Below are 16820 nucleotides of genomic sequence, written 5' to 3' on the forward strand. Positions count from 1 at the left end.
GGTGGACGAGCAAAAAGCCCTGAGGGTCATGCGCGAACTGGTCGACCAGGGCCAGTTGACCGACCCTGACAGCGCCCGCGGCAAACTGCTGCAAGTGGCGGCTCACCTGTTCCGCAACAAAGGTTATGAGCGCACCACCGTGCGCGATCTGGCCGGGGCGGTGGGGATTCAGTCCGGGAGCATTTTTCATCACTTCAAAAGCAAGGATGAAATCCTCCGGGCGGTGATGGAAGAGACCATCCGCTACAACACCGCGCTGATGCGCGCCGCGCTGGCCGAAGCCACCAATGTGCGCGAGCGGGTGCTGGCGCTGATCCGCTGCGAGTTGCAGTCGATCATGGGCGGCAGCGGCGAAGCCATGGCGGTGCTGGTCTACGAATGGCGCTCGTTGTCCGAAGAGGGGCAGGCCCAGGTGCTGGCCCTGCGCGATGTCTACGAAGAAATCTGGCTGCAGGTCCTGGGCGAAGCCAAGGACGCCGGGTTCATTCGTGGCGATGTATTCGTTACCCGACGTTTTCTCACCGGCGCGCTGTCCTGGACCACCACCTGGTTCCGTGCCGGCGGCAGTCTGAGCCTCGATCAGTTGGCCGATGAAGCGCTGATTCTGGTGCTCGAAGAGCGGTAACCCACTGTCTAACCGGCCGGGAAACTGGCTAACTGGGCGAAACCGCCTAGCTTGAATGCATTGATCGGTATTTTTTCGGGGAGTGGGGTGTTTTGAAGTCTTCGCCAATTCGGACGACCGCGGGGCTTTTGCTCGTAGCGCTGGCGGTATTTTCGGTGTTGCCCGCGCAGGCAGCGCAACTGGTTCGGGTGGGCGCGGCGCATTTTCCGCCTTACACCATACGTCCGGAAAACGGTGCTGACACCGGGCTGTTGCCGGAACTGGTCGCTGCGTTGAACAGCCTGCAGAGCGACTATCAGTTTGAACTTGTTCCGACCTCCATTCCTCGGCGATTCGGTGACCTGAAGGAAGGGCGCACCGACATGGCGATTTTCGAGAACCCGGACTGGGGCTGGAAGGACATTCCACACACCACGGTCGATATGGGCCTGGAGGATGCCGAGATTTTCGTCGCGCAACGCGAAGAGGGTCGCCAGCAGGATTACTTCTCGGACCTCAAGGGCAAGCGACTGGCGCTGTACAGCGGTTACCACTACGAGTTCGCCAATTTCAACGCCGACCCCAAGTTCCTTGCGGATACGTTCAACGCCACGTTGACCTATTCCCATGACAGCAACCTGCTGATGGTCCTGCGTGGGCGCGCCGACATTGCCTTGGTCACGCGCTCCTACCTGTTCGACTACCTGAAACGCAACGAAAAGGTGGCCGACAAGTTGCTGGTGTCGCAGCGCATCGATCAGGTTTATCACCACTACTCCATTCTGCGCCCGGCCGCGCCGATCACCGGCGAGGCGTTTGGCAAATTGTTGCAGGGGCTGCGGGACAACGGGCAGATGCTGAAGATTTTCGAACCGTACAAGATCGCTCTGGTACCGGTACCGCAACACTGATTTCACCCCGGTGGCTAAATTTCCTCTTTCGGCTCACGTCCCATCGTTGAACTGTCGACGATTATCGTGAGCCCGACCCATGTCCAATCTGAATGACCTGACTGCCCTGGCCTTGCCTTCGGGCAGCCAACTGGTAGCCGATGCAACTGAAAGCCGTCTGAGCCTGAGCCTGGACGGGCAACCGCTGATTCGCCTGCGTCTGGATCGTGACGGCAACGGTCCGATCCAGCTCGACGAACGTTTCGCTTTACCGCCCGGCCCGGCGCTGTGGGCCGCCTGTTATTGGCTGTTCGCCCGTGACCCGGCGCGCCAGCAATTGCGCTGGCAACTGGATCAGCCACCCACCGCAGCCTTGCTCAGCGGTCTGCTGGTCAGCACCGAAGTGGCCGGCGAATACCGTTGCGAGCGCACCCTGTTCTGGCAACTGCCGCAGCCATGGCTCGGTACATCGCTGAGCGGCAGCTACCCGCAGCAGATGGTGATCAGCAACGGCAAGCGCCACCCGCTGCGCCCGGTGAAACCGCGCGGTGAAGTCTATCGGCGTTTCGATGCGCGTCTGGGGGCGTGGATTTCCTTGCGCACGGTGGAAATCGAGGAGGATCTGGCGCGCTTCAATCGCTGGCAGAACAGCCCGCGAGTCGCCAGTTTCTGGCAGGAGGAGGGCAGCCTTGAGCAGCATCGCGAATACCTGAGCAAGCTCGACGCCGATCCGCATACCCTGACGCTGATCGGGTGTTTCGACGATCAGCCGTTCGCCTACTTCGAAGCCTACTGGGCCAAGGAAGATCGTATCGCGCCGTTCTACGATGCCGACAATTACGACCGTGGCATTCACATGCTGGTGGGAGAGGAAAATCACCGTGGCCCGCACAAGGTCGCGAGCTGGTTGTCGGCCCTGGTGCACTACCTGTTTCTGGATGATCCACGCACTCAGCGCGTGGTTGCCGAACCGCGTGCCGATAACGCGAAGATGATTGGCCACATGCAGAATCAGTGCTTCCACTGCGAGAAGGAATTCGACTTCCCGCATAAGCGTGCGGCGTTGATGATTCTGGGGCGTGAGCGGTTTTTTGATCGGTGCAAGTTGGCCTGAGGTGACAAGGCCTGGGATCTATTGCGGTCTCAAGTCTGCCTTCGCGAGCAAGCCCGCTCCCACATCGACCTGTGTACGCCGGTCAAATGTGGGAGCGGGCTTGCTCGCGAATGGCTTGACGCCGAATTCAGGGCTTAGCGACGACCCATCGACGCCGCATCCCCACGACTGCCCGACACCTTGCGGCAGTGCACCAGCGCATCACGAATCATGAAGTTGACCAGGGTCGGCGAGACGCCGAGTTCCTTGGCGATGTCCTTTTGCGGCACGCCGTGCAGACGGTACATCTCGAAGGCATAGCGGGTGCGGCTGGGCAGTTCGGTCAGCGCGTCGGCGATATGTTCCAGCGTCGAGAAATTGATGTGCGAAGTTTCCGGCGAAGCGCCCTGAATGACCACATTCAACCCTTCCTCTTCGGGGCCTGAGTATTTCTGCTCCAGCGCCTGTTTGCGGTAGTGGTCGATGGCCAGGTTACGCACGATCTGAAACAGGTAGCTCAATTGCGCCTTGATCGACGACGTGATCGGTGGGGCCGACTGCAGGCGGAAGAATGCATCCTGGACCACGTCTTCGGCGCGCGAACGGCAGCCGGTAATGCGGGCTGCAATCTTCACCAGAATCAGTCGATTGTCGACAAAGGCCTGAAGTAGCGGTGAATCGCACCTGCTTGTGGATACTTGTTCCGTCATGGAAATCACCTTGCTGCCAATAGGTTAGTGGGACGCCTGGGGGACGGGGCCGTCCTACACATCGAGCGACAAATTATGTTGAATGATAATGATTGTCAATTGAGAAAGAGAAGTAATGCTCCGTAAAGGTGCGTAGCGAGAACTGCGACACACCGCCACACCCTTGCTCCTGTTGGCGTTCCGGCCTGCCGACTAATTATTTCCAGAGGTCATCCGTTCTCATTGGTGAATGGTTCCGGGTGCATGACCCCGGCCAGACAGCATTCCCAAGCCTTGCGCGGTCGGCACAGACCACGCCCTGTACGCCCTCGACCGGCGTAACGCAGCAACCCGATTCCACTAGCAAGCCGAATTCAGGCAGGAAACCTCATGACCGACGCGTTCGAACTCCCCAGCACCCTGGTCCAAGCCCTCCAGCGCCGCGCGGCCCTGACGCCGGATCAGTTGGCCCTGCGTTTTCTCGCAGAAACCGAGGAGCAGGGCGTGGTGCTCAGTTATCGCGAACTCGATCAGCGCGCGCGCACCATTGCTGCCGCGTTGCAGGCCCAGGCTGAATTCGGCGACCGCGCGGTGCTGCTGTTTCCCAGCGGTGCGGATTACGTCGCGGCATTCTTCGGCTGCCTGTATGCCGGGGTGATCGCGGTGCCGGCCTATCCGCCGGAGTCCGCCCGCCGTCATCACCAGGAACGCCTGCTGTCGATCATTGCCGACGCCGAACCGCGTCTGCTGCTGACCAGTGCCGATCTGCGCGACGCGTTGCAGCAAATCGAAGGCGCGCCGCCGTTGCTGTGCGTCGATACGCTCGACAGCGCAATGGCCGAGAACTGGATTGAACCGGCCCTGCCGCAAGACCACATCGCCTTCCTGCAATACACCTCCGGCTCTACCGCACTGCCCAAAGGCGTGCAGGTCAGCCACGGCAATCTGGTGGCCAACGAGCTGCTGATCCGCCACGGTTTCGGCATCGACGTGAACCCCGACGACGTGATCGTCAGCTGGCTGCCGCTGTACCACGATATGGGTCTGATCGGCGGATTACTGCAGCCGATTTTCAGCGGCGTGCCGTGCATCCTGATGTCACCGGCGTACTTCCTCGGTCGCCCGTTGCGCTGGCTCGAGGCGATCAGCCAATACGGCGGCACCATCAGTGGCGGGCCGGATTTCGCCTACCGCCTGTGCAGTGAACGGGTCAGCGAATCGGCACTGGAACGCCTCGACCTGAGCCGCTGGCGCGTGGCCTATTCGGGCTCCGAACCGATCCGTCTCGACACCCTTGAACGCTTCGCCGAGAAGTTCACCCCGTGCGGTTTCAGTGAAGACAGCTTCATGGCCTCCTATGGTCTGGCCGAGGCGACCCTGTTTGTTGCCGGCACACCGCGTGGCACCGGCATTCCTGCGCTGCGCGTCGATGATCAGGCGCTGGCGCAAAATCGCGCCGAGCCGGGCGCCGGCAGTCCGATCATGAGTTGCGGCATCAGCCAGCCGGAACATGCGGTGCTGATCGTCGATCCGGTAACGCTAAACGAACTGGCTGACAACCTCGTCGGTGAAGTCTGGGCCGCTGGCCCGAGCATCGCCCACGGCTACTGGCGCAATCCCGAGGCCAGTGCCAAGACTTTTGTCCAGCACGCCGGCCGCACCTGGTTGCGCACTGGCGACTTGGGCTTCATCCGCGACGGTGAACTGTTCATCACCGGGCGCCTGAAAGACATGCTGATCGTGCGTGGCCACAACCTGTATCCGCAGGACATCGAGCAAACCGTCGAGCGTGAAGTGGAAGTGGTGCGCAAAGGTCGCGTCGCGGCATTTGCGGTCACTCAGGACGGTGAAGAAGGCATTGGCATTGCGGCGGAAATCAGCCGCAGCGTGCAAAAAATCCTGCCGCCGCAAGCGCTGATCAAAGCCATTCGCCAAGCGGTGGCCGAGGCCTGTCAGGAAGCGCCAAGCGTGGTGGTGCTGCTCAACCCCGGCGCGTTGCCGAAGACGTCCAGCGGCAAGCTGCAACGCTCGGCGTGCCGCAATCGTCTGGCCGATGGCAGCCTCGACAGCTACGCGGTATTCCCGTCTGCCGAGGTGCAAAGTACCGCATCGACCCTGGCAGCTTCCGAACTGGAAGCGCTGATCGGCAAGATCTGGGCCGAACAGCTCAACGTCAAACAGGTCGGTGCCGACGACCACTTCTTCCTACTCGGTGGCAACTCGATTGCCGCCACCCAAGTGATCGCTCGAGTGCGTGAAGAACTGGCGCTGGAGCTGAACCTGCGCCTGTTGTTCGAAGCGCCGACCCTGTCCGCCTTCGCCGCCGCCGTGGCGCAGCAGCAACAGGACGGCGGTAGCGCTCAAGGCGAAATCAACACCTTGTCGCGCAGCGAAGCACTGCCGCAATCGCTGGCACAGAACCGTCTGTGGATCACCTGGCAACTCGACCCGCAAAGCAGCGCCTACAACATTCCCGGCGCCTTGCGTCTGCGCGGCGAGCTGGACGAAGACGCATTGCGTGCGAGCTTCCAGCAACTGATCGAACGCCACGAATCGCTGCGCACGCGCTTCTTCGAACGCGACGGCGTCGCGCTGCAACAAGTCGACGTCGCGCCCGAGTTCAACCTGCAACTGATCGACATCAGCGACCTGCCGGCGCACGAACGTGAAGCCCGCGCGCAACAGATCCGCGAGGACGAAGCGCGCACCCAGTTCGACCTGGAAAAAGGCCCGCTGCTGTGGGTGACGCTGGTGCGTCTCGACGACGAAGATCATCAGCTTCTGGTGACGCTGCACCACATCATTGCCGACGGCTGGTCGCTGAACGTGCTGATCGACGAGTTCTCGCGCCTGTACGCCGCCGCCTCTCAAGGCCAGCGCGCCGAACTCGCGCCACTGCCGACTCAATACGCCGACTACGGCAGCTGGCAGCGCCAATGGCTGGCGCAGGGTGAGGGCGAGCGGCAACTGGCGTACTGGAAAGCCCGACTGGGCGACGAGCATCCGGTGCTGGAACTGGCCACTGATCATCCGCGCTCGGCCAAGCAATTGCACAGCGCCGCGCGCCACAGCGTACGCCTCGGCGTCAGCCTCAGCGAGGCGATCAAGCAGACTGCGCAGGCGCATCAATCGACGCCGTTCATGCTGTTGCTCTCGGCCTTCCAGAGCCTGCTGCACCGCTACAGTGGTCAGCGCGATATCCGCATCGGCATCCCCAACGCCAACCGTCCGCGCCTGGAAACCCAGGGCCTGATCGGCTTCTTCATCAACACTCAGGTGCTGCGTGCCGAGGTTGATTCGCGGCTGTCATTTGTCGACTTGCTGGCGCAGACCCGCGAGGCTGCACTGGGTGCGCAGGGCCATCAGGATCTGCCGTTCGAACAGATGCTCGAAGCCTTCCCGCAGGCCCGCGAGCAGGGTCTGTTCCAAGTCATGTTCAACCATCAGCAGCGCGACTTGAGTGCGCTCAAGCGCCTGCCGGGTCTGCTCGCCGAAGAGTTGCCGTGGCACAGCCGCGAAGCCAAGTTCGACCTGCAACTGCACAGCGAAGAAGATCGCAACGGACGCCTGACCTTGTCCTTCGACTACACCGATGAGCTGTTCGACGCAGCGACCATCGAGCGTCTGGCCGAACACTTCAGTAATCTGCTGCGCGCCGTGTGCGAACAGCCGCAACAGGCGATCGGCGACCTGCCAATGTTGACTCCGTGCGAGCACGAACAGCAGCAGGCATGGAGCATCGCCCCGTGCACCCCGGCTCAACAATGGCTGCCGGAACTGCTCAACGAACAGGCGCGGCAGACCCCGGAACGCACCGCGCTGGTGTGGGACGGCGGCAGTCTCGACTTCGCCGAATTGCACGCCCAGGCCAACCGCCTCGCGCACTATCTGCGCGACAAGGGCGTCGGCCCGGATGTGTGCGTGGCAATTGCTGCCGAGCGTTCGCCGCAACTGCTGATCGGCCTGCTGGCGATCATCAAGGCGGGTGGCGCGTACGTGCCGCTGGACCCGGATTACCCGGCCGAACGTCTGGCCTACATGCTCAGCGACAGCGGCGTCGAATTGCTGCTGACTCAGACCGCCTTGCTCGACCGGCTGCCGGCCAGCGCCGGCGTCAGCGTGATCGCCATGGACGCGCTGCACCTGGAAAACTGGCCGAGCCAGGCACCGGGTCTGCACTTGCACGGTGACAACCTCGCCTACGTGATTTACACCTCCGGCTCCACCGGCCAACCGAAAGGCGTCGGCAACACCCATGCTGCATTGGCCGAACGGTTGCAGTGGATGCAGCACAGCTACCGCCTGAACGAAACCGACGTGCTGATGCAAAAGGCGCCGATCAGTTTCGACGTGTCGGTGTGGGAGTGCTTCTGGCCGCTGATCACTGGCGCGCGTCTGCTGATCGCCGGCCCCGGTGAACACCGCGATCCGCATCGCATCGCCCAACTGGTTCAGGAATATGGCGTGACCACGCTGCACTTTGTGCCGCCATTGCTTTCGCTGTTCATCGACGAGCCACTGAGCGCCGAATGCACCAGCCTGCGCCGAGTGTTCTCCGGCGGTGAAGCGCTGCCGGCGGAGCTGCGCAACCGCGTGCTGGCGCAACTGCCGGCGGTGCAACTGCACAACCGTTACGGCCCGACCGAAACCGCGATCAACGTCACCCACTGGCACTGCACCCGCGCCGATGGTGAGCGCTCGCCGATTGGCCGGCCGCTGGGCAACGTGATCTGCCGCGTGCTCGACGTCGATCTCAATCCGGTGCCGGCCGGTGTGCCGGGTGAACTGTGCATCAGCGGCATCGGTCTGGCCCGGGGTTACCTCGGTCGCCCGGCGCTGACGGCCGAGCGCTTTGTGGTCGATCCACTGGGCGAGCAGGGCGCACGCCTGTATCGCACCGGTGACCGGGCGCGCTGGAGCGCTGACGGCGTGATCGAATACCTCGGGCGTCTCGATCAGCAGGTCAAACTGCGCGGCTTCCGCGTTGAACCGGAAGAAATTGAAGCGCGGTTGCTGGCGCAAAACGGCGTCGCCCAGGCCGTGGTGCTGGTGCGCGAAACTGCGGCCGGCGCGCAACTGATCGGCTACTTCACCGCTGTCGATGCCAGCGAAGATCAGCACGTGCAGATCGACCGCCTGAAAACTGCGCTGGCCGCCGAGTTGCCGGAATACATGGTCCCGGCGCAACTGATGCGTCTGGACGCAATGCCCTTGAGCCCGAGCGGCAAACTCGACCGCCGTGCCTTGCCTGAGCCGCAGTGGCAAGTGCGCGAACACGTTGAACCGGTCACCGAGCTGGAGCAGCGGATCGCCGCGATCTGGCGTGAAGTGTTGGGTCTGCCTCAAGTCGGTCTGCGTGACGACTTCTTCGCCCTCGGCGGACACTCGTTGCTGGCCACGCAAATCATCTCGCGCAGCCGCCAGGCCTGTGACGTCGAGCTGCCGTTGCGCGCCTTGTTCGAGCACAGCGAACTCGGTGATTTCGCCGAACAGATCCGCCTGATCCAGGCCAGCGGCCAGACCAACAAACAGCCGCCGATTGCCAAAGTCGACCGCCGCCAGGCCGTGCCGCTGTCCTATTCGCAGCAACGCATGTGGTTCCTCTGGCAGATGGAGCCGGACAGCCCGGCGTACAACGTCGGCGGCATGGCGCGCCTGCGCGGCGTGTTGCACGTCGAACATTTCGAAGCCGCTCTGCAGGCGTTGATCCTGCGCCACGAAACCTTGCGCACCACGTTCCCGAGCGTCGATGGCGTGGCCCGCCAACAGGTGCATGCCGAGACTGGCGTGCGCATGGGTTGGAAGGACTTCTCGACACTGCCGGCCGAGCAGCGTGAGCAGCAGGTCCAGCAACTGGCCGACGCAGAAGCGCATCTGCCGTTCGACCTGGAAAGCGGCCCGCTGCTGCGCGCCTGTCTGGTGAAGACCGCCGAGCACGAACACTACTTTGTGCTGACCCTGCACCACATCGTCACCGAAGGCTGGGCGATGGACATTTTTGCCCGCGAACTCAGCGCGCTGTACGAAGCGTTCGTCGATGAGCGCGATTCGCCGCTCGAAGCGTTGCCGGTGCAGTACCTCGACTACAGCGTCTGGCAACGGCAGTGGCTGGAGTCCGGTGAACGTCAGCGCCAACTCGACTACTGGACCGCGCAACTCGGTCGCGAACATCCGTTGCTGGAATTGCCCGGCGACCGTCCGCGTCCGCCGGTGCAAAGCCACCAGGGCGAGCTGTTCCGTTTCGACCTGAGCGCCGATCTCGCCGCCCGCGTCCGAGCGTTCAATGCGCAAAACGGTCTGACCCTGTTCATGACCATGACCGCCGCGCTCGCCACCTTGCTCTACCGCTACAGCGGCCAGACCGACCTGCGCATCGGCGCGCCGGTGGCCAACCGGATCCGCCCGGAAAGCGAAGGGCTGATCGGCGCGTTCCTCAACACCCAAGTGCTGCGTTGCCAGCTCGACGGGCAGATGTCGGTCGGCGAATTGTTCGAGCAGGTACGCCACACCGTGATCGAAGGCCAGTCGCATCAGGATCTGCCGTTCGATCATCTGGTTGAAGCGCTGCAACCACCGCGCAGTGCGGCGTACAACCCGCTGTTCCAGGTGATGTGCAACGTGCAGCGCTGGGAGTTCCAGCAGAGCCGCATGCTCGCCGGGATGACCGTCGAGTACCTGGCCAACGATGCGCGAGCGACCAAGTTCGACCTCAACCTGGAAGTCACCGACCTCGACCATCGCCTCGGTTGCTGCCTGACCTATAGCACCGATCTGTTCGACGAGCCGACCATTGCGCGCATGGCCAAGCATTGGCGCAACCTGCTGGAAGCGCTGATCACCGATCCGCAACAGCGTCTGAGCCATTTGCCGCTGCTCGACCCGACTGAGCAACAGCAGTTGCTCGACAGCCTCGGCGTTGAAGCGGGGGAACGTCGTCTCGATCAATGCATCCATCACCTGTTCGCCGAACAGGCGCTGGCGCGCAAAGATGCCCCGGCCCTGACCTTCGCCGGCCAGACCCTGAGCTACGCCGAACTTGACGCCCGCGCCAATCGTCTGGCCTGGGCCCTGCGTGAGCGTGGGGTCGGTCCGCAGGTGCGGGTCGGTCTGGCGCTGGAGCGTTCGCTGGACATGGTCGTCGGCCTGCTGGCAATCCTCAAGGCGGGCGGCGCTTACGTGCCGCTGGACCCGGAATACCCGCTCGACCGCCTGCATTACATGATCGAAGACAGCCGCATCGGTCTGCTGCTGAGCGACCGCGCGATGTTCAACGCGCTGGGCGATTTGCCGTCGAGCGTGGCCCGCTGGTGCCTGGAAGACGACAGTGCGGCGCTGGCGGATTACCCGGCCACTGAGCTGCCCTTCATCAGCCTGCCGCAGCATCAGGCGTACCTGATCTACACCTCGGGCTCGACCGGCAAGCCGAAAGGCGTGGTGGTGTCCCACGGTGAAATCGCCATGCATTGCCAGGCGGTGATCGAGCGCTTTGGCATGCGCCCGGACGACTGCGAACTGCACTTCTATTCAATCAACTTCGACGCTGCTACCGAGCGTCTGCTGGTGCCGCTGCTCAGCGGCGCGCAAGTGGTGCTGCGTGCACAAGGGCAGTGGGACGCGGAAGAAATCTGCGGGTTGATCCGCATCCATCGGATCAATGTGCTCGGCTTCACCCCAAGTTATGGCAGCCAGTTGGCGCAGTTCCTCGCCACGCAAAATCAGGTTCTGCCGGTGCGGATGATCATCACCGGCGGCGAAGCGCTGACCGGCGAGCACCTGCAACGGATTCGCGCCGCGTTCAAACCGAGCCTGTTCTTCAACGCCTACGGCCCGACCGAAACCGTGGTCATGCCACTGGCCAGTCTGGCGCCAGAGGTGCTGGAAGAGGGTGCCGGCAGCGTGCCGATCGGCAGCGTGATCGGTGACCGCGTGGCGTACATTCTCGACGCCGATCTGGCGTTGGTGCCGCAAGGCGCGACCGGTGAATTGTTCGTCGGCGGTGCCGGTCTTGCGCAGGGCTATCACGACCGTCCGGGGATCAGCGCCGAGCGTTTCGTGGCCGACCCGTTTGCCGCCGATGGCGGACGCATGTACCGCACCGGCGATCTGGTGCGCCAGCGTGCCGATGGGCTGGTGGAGTATCTGGGACGGATCGACCATCAGGTGAAAATTCGCGGTTTCCGCATCGAACTCGGCGAAATCGAAACCCGTCTGCTCGATCACGAATCGATCCGCGAGGCGGTGGTGCTGGCGCTGGACGCGCCGAGCGGCAAGCAACTGGTGGGCTACCTGGTCAGCGAGGTCGCCGAGCAAGGCGAAGCGCAACGGGCCGAACTGCGTGAAGCTCTGAAGTCGCACCTCAAGACACAACTGCCGGATTACATGGTGCCGACGCACCTGATCCTGCTGGCGAGCATGCCGTTGACCGCCAACGGCAAACTCGACCGCCGCGCCTTGCCGGCACCGGATCCGGAGTTGAACCGTCAGGACTACGTTGCCCCGAGCAATGAGCTGGAGCAGACCCTGGCGCAGATCTGGTGTGAGGTGCTTAACGTCGAACAGGTCGGCCTCAACGACAACTTCTTCGAACTCGGTGGCGACTCGATCCTGTCGATTCAAGTGGTCAGCCGGGCGCGGCAGCAGGGCATTCATTTCAGCCCGCGGGATCTGTTCCAGCATCAGACGGTGCAGACCCTTGCGGCTGTCGCCAGCCGCAGCGAGCAAGTCACCGCCGAGCAGGGGCTGGTGGTCGGTGCGTCGGCCATGACGCCGATCCAGCACTGGTTCTTCGACACTGAAATCCCTGAGCGTCAGCACTGGAACCAGGCACTGCTGCTGGAGCCGAGCGTGGCGCTGGAGCCGCATCGTCTGGAGCAAGCGCTGCTGGCGGTGATCGAGCAGCATGACGCCCTGCGTCTGCGCTTCACCCAGGCTGACGGTCAGTGGCAGGCAACGCATCAACCGGTGTCCGACGCCGCCGTTTTGTGGCAAGTGCGGGTGGCAGCGATGGACAAGTGCGCCGCGCTGTTCGCCGATGCCCAGCGCAGTCTTGATCTGGAAAACGGCCCGTTGCTGCGTGCCTTGCTGGTGGATGGTCCGCAGGGTCAGCAACGGCTGTTCATTGCGATTCATCACCTGGTAGTCGACGGTGTGTCGTGGCGCGTCTTGCTCGACGATCTGCAAACCGTGTACCGCCAACTCGATGCCGGGCAGTCGGTGAAACTGCCGGCGAAAACCAGCGCCTTCAAAGACTGGGCCGCACGTTTGCAGGCCTATGCCGGCAGCGAATCGCTGCGTGAAGAATTGAACTGGTGGCAAACGCAACTGGCCGGGCCGAACGCTGAGCTGCCGTGCGAAAACCCACAGGGCGGACAGCAGAATCGTCACGCGCAAACCGTCAGCGTGCGCCTGGATGCCGAGCGTACCCAACAACTGCTGCAACAAACGCCACGCGCCTACCGCACGCAGGTCAACGACCTGCTGCTGACCGCGCTGGCCCGTGTGCTGTGCCGTTGGAGCGGGCAGCCGTCGGCATTGATTCAACTGGAAGGCCACGGCCGCGAAACCCTGTTCGACGAGATCGACCTGACCCGCACTGTCGGCTGGTTCACCAGCGCTTATCCGCTGCGCCTGACCCCGCACCACATCGAAGAGGCCGCCGGGCAGGGCGCTTCGATCAAGGCGATCAAGGAGCAACTGCGCGCGGTACCGCACAAAGGCCTCGGTTATGGCGTGCTGCGTTATCTGGCCGATGACCTCAGCCAGCGCAGCATGGCGGCGTTGCCGAATGCCCCGGTGACCTTCAACTACCTCGGCCAGTTCGACCAGAGTTTCGCCAGCGATGCGCTGTTCCGTCCGTTGGACGAGCCAGTCGGTGCGGCCCACGATCCGCAGGCGCCGTTGCCCAACGAGTTGAGCATCGACAGTCAGGTGTACGGCGGCGAACTGCTGCTGCGCTGGACCTTCAGCGCCGAGCGTTACGAGGCGCAAACCATCAACGATCTGGCCGACGCCTACCTCGGCGAACTGCAAAGCCTGATCGCACATTGTCTGCAGGACGACGCTGGCGGACTGACGCCGTCGGACTTCCCGCTGGCGAATCTGACTCAGGTGCAGCTCGATGCATTGCCGGTGCCGGCGGCGCACATCGAAGACGTCTACCCGCTGACGCCGATGCAAGAAGGCATGCTCCTGCATACCTTGCTCGAACCGGGCACCGGTCTGTACTACATGCAGGATCGCTACCGCATCAACAGCGAACTCGATCCCGAGCGTTTCGCCCAGGCCTGGCAAGCGGTGGTCGCCCGTCATGAAGCGCTGCGTGCGTCGTTCTGCTGGAACGTCGGCGAAGACATGCTGCAAGTGATCCACACCCCGGGGCGCACGCCGATCGAGTACCTGGACTGGAGCGCCATCAGCGATGCCGAACAAGAACCGAAGCTGCAAGCGCTGCTGAAAAGCGAGCGTGAGGCCGGGTTCGATCTGCTCAATCAGGCACCGTTCCACCTGCGCCTGATCAAGGTCGGCGCGGCGCGCTACTGGTTCATGATGAGCAACCACCACATCCTCATCGATGCCTGGTGCCGTTCGCTGCTGATGAACGATTTCTTCGAGATCTACACCGCCCTCGGTGAAGGTCGCGAAGCACAGTTGTCGGTGCCGCCGCGTTACCGCGACTACATCGGCTGGCTGCAACGCCAGAGCCTGGCCGAGGCGCGGCAGTGGTGGCAGCAGAACCTGCAAGGTTTCGAGCGCACCACGCCGATCCCGAGCGACCGACCGTTCCTGCGCGAACACGCTGGCGAAAGCGGCGGCATGATCGTCGGTGACCGCTACACCCGGCTCAATGTTGAAGATGGCGCCCGTCTGCGTGAGCTGGCCCAGGCCCATCAACTGACCATCAACACCTTTGCGCAAGCCGCGTGGGCCTTGGTGTTGCGCCGCCTGAGCGGTGATCGCGACGTGCTGTTCGGCGTGACCGTGGCCGGGCGTCCGGTGGAAATGCCGGAGATGCAACGCACCGTCGGCCTGTTCATCAACAGCATCGCGCTGCGGGTGAAAATGCCTGAGGACGATCAGCGCGCCACTGTGCGGCAGTGGCTGAGCGCTCTGCTCGACAGCAACATGCAACTGCGCGAATACGAATACCTGCCGCTGGTGAACATCCAGGAGCAGAGCGAACTGCCGAAAGGCCAGCCGCTGTTCGACAGCCTGTTCGTGTTCGAAAACGCCCCGGTGGAAGTCTCGGTGCTGGACCGTGCGCAGAGCCTCAATGCGACTTCGGATTCGGGTCGAACCCATACCAACTTCCCGCTGACGGCGGTGTGCTACCCGGGCGATGACCTCGGTCTGCACCTGTCGTATGACCAGCGTTACTTCGACGAGTCGACCATCGAACGTATGCTCGGCGAGTTCAAGCGCTTGCTGCTGGCGCTGGTCGAGGGTTTCCACGGCGACATGGCTGACCTGCCGCTTTTGGGTGCCGAAGAACAGGACTTCCTGCTGCACGGCTGCAATCAGAGCGCCCACGATTATCCGCTGGAGCAGAGCTACGTGGCGCTGTTCGAAGCGCAGGTCGCGGCGCATCCGCAGCGCATCGCCGCCACGTGCCTCGATCAGCGACTGAGCTATGCCGCGCTCAACCACAACGCCAACCGCCTCGGTCATGCACTGGTTGCGGCCGGGGTGCAGATGGATCAACCGGTGGCATTGCTGGCCGAGCGTAATCTCGACCTGCTGGGCATGATCATCGGCAGCTTCAAGGCCGGTGCCGGCTACCTGCCGCTGGATCCGGGCCTGCCGAGCCAGCGCCTGCAACGCATCATCGAGCTGAGCCGCACGCCGGTGCTGGTGTGCAGCGAAGCCTGCCGCGAACAGGCACAGACCTTGCTCGATGAATTCAGCTGCGCCAACCGTCCACGGCTGTTGGTCTGGGAGGAGATTCAGGCTGCTGCGACTAGCGCGGAAAACCTCGGTATCCACAGCGGTCCGGACAACCTGGCGTACGTGATCTACACCTCGGGTTCGACCGGGTTGCCGAAAGGCGTGATGGTCGAGCAGCGCGGCATGCTCAACAACCAGTTGAGCAAGGTGCCGTACCTGAAACTGACGGATGCCGACGTGATCGCGCAGACCGCCTCGCAAAGCTTCGACATTTCGGTCTGGCAGTTCCTCGCCGCGCCTTTGTTCGGTGCGCGGGTAGACATCGTGCCGAATACCATCGCCCATGATCCGCAAGGCTTGCTGGTGCATGTACAGGCGCAGGGCATCACCGTGCTCGAGAGCGTGCCGTCGCTGATTCAGGGCATGCTCGCTTCTGATCGCCTGAGCCTCGACGGCCTGCGCTGGATGCTGCCGACCGGTGAAGCGATGCCACCGGAACTGGCGCACCAGTGGCTGCTGCGTTACCCGGACATCGGACTGGTCAACGCTTACGGCCCGGCGGAATGCTCCGATGACGTGGCGTTCTTCCGCGTCGATCTGGCCTCGACTCGCGGCAGTTACTTGCCGATCGGTACGCCGACCGACAACAACTTGCTGTACCTGGTCGATGGCGCGCTGGAACTGGTGCCGTTGGGCGCGGTGGGTGAGTTGTGCGTTGCCGGGACCGGTGTCGGTCGCGGTTACGTCAGCGATCCGCTGCGCACCGCGCCGGTATTTGTGCCGAACCCGTTCGGCGCGCCGGGCGAGCGTCTGTATCGCACCGGTGACCTCGCGCGGCGGCGCAGTGACGGGGTGCTGGAGTACGTCGGCCGGGTCGATCATCAGGTGAAGATTCGCGGTTACCGCATTGAACTGGGTGAAATCGAAGCGCGTCTGCACGAACAACCGGAAGTCCGCGATGCGGCGGTCGGCGTGCAGGAAGGTGTGAATGGCAAGCACTTGGTCGGCTATCTGGTGGCGGCGGATTCGGCGCTCAACCCGAGCGAACGTCTGGAGCGGATCAAGCAACGCCTGCGCAGCGAACTGCCGGAATACATGGTGCCGCTGCACTGGTTGTGGCTGGATCAGTTGCCGCACAACGCCAACGGCAAACTCGACCGCAAGGCCTTGCCGGCGCTGGAGATCGGTCAGTTGCAGAGCCAGGACTACCTGGCCCCGCGCAACGAACTGGAGCAGACCCTGGCCGATATCTGGGCAGAAGTGCTCAAGGTCGACAAGGTCGGCGTGCGTGACAACTTCTTCGAACTGGGCGGGCATTCGTTGCTGGCCACGCAGATCGCCTCGCGGGTGCAGAAAACCCTGCAACGCGATGTGCCGCTGCGGGCGATGTTCGAGTGCAGCACGGTGCAGGAACTGGCCGAGTACATCGAAGGCCTGGCGGCGAGTGACATGACCGAGGAGAAGGTGGATCGCTTGAATGATCTGATGGCGGAGCTGGAAGGTTTGTAATCTTCAGCGTCTGTTACGGCCCCTTCGCTGGCAAGCCAGCTCCCACAGTGATCAATGTGTCCACATGTTTTGTGTTCACCGTAGAACCTGTGGGAGCGGGCTTGCTCGCGAAAGCGTCAGTGAATTCAACACAAATAAACCGGCATATTCACGTA

General features: G+C 63.0%; 5 protein-coding genes. 4 read left to right on the plus strand and 1 reads right to left on the minus strand.

The window, feature by feature from the left end:
• Position 1 precedes the first annotated feature (1 nt).
• From ACIOUG_RS08065 to ACIOUG_RS08075, 3 genes are all read left to right on the plus strand, one after another.
• Positions 2 to 625 (plus strand): TetR/AcrR family transcriptional regulator, encoded by a 624-nt coding sequence (locus tag ACIOUG_RS08065; protein WP_401064148.1) that lies wholly within the window; start codon positions 2 to 4, stop codon positions 623 to 625.
• Positions 626 to 717: 92 nt separating this feature from the next.
• Positions 718 to 1515, plus strand: coding sequence for a substrate-binding periplasmic protein (locus ACIOUG_RS08070; RefSeq protein ID WP_401064150.1), 798 nt, complete (start codon positions 718 to 720; stop codon positions 1513 to 1515).
• A gap of 79 nt (positions 1516 to 1594) precedes the next feature.
• Complete coding sequence (locus ACIOUG_RS08075) at positions 1595 to 2608, plus strand: GNAT family N-acetyltransferase (RefSeq protein ID WP_401064153.1); 1014 nt, start codon at positions 1595 to 1597, stop codon at positions 2606 to 2608.
• Between the two features lie 134 nt (positions 2609 to 2742).
• On the opposite strand, the gene ACIOUG_RS08080 is transcribed toward ACIOUG_RS08075, so the two are convergent.
• Positions 2743 to 3297 carry an RNA polymerase factor sigma-70 gene (locus tag ACIOUG_RS08080; RefSeq protein WP_027613402.1) on the minus strand — a complete coding sequence of 185 codons (555 nt, stop codon included), beginning with the start codon at positions 3295 to 3297 and terminating at the stop codon, positions 2743 to 2745.
• A 369-nt stretch (positions 3298 to 3666) separates the two neighbouring features.
• Between ACIOUG_RS08080 and ACIOUG_RS08085 the strand changes: the two genes are divergently transcribed.
• Complete coding sequence (locus tag ACIOUG_RS08085; protein ID WP_401064156.1) at positions 3667 to 16665, plus strand: non-ribosomal peptide synthetase; 12999 nt, start codon at positions 3667 to 3669, stop codon at positions 16663 to 16665.
• Positions 16666 to 16820: the final 155 nt, after the last annotated feature.

The organism is Pseudomonas sp. NPDC087803 (assembly GCF_044742995.1).
Taxonomy (GTDB): Bacteria; Pseudomonadota; Gammaproteobacteria; order Pseudomonadales; family Pseudomonadaceae; genus Aquipseudomonas.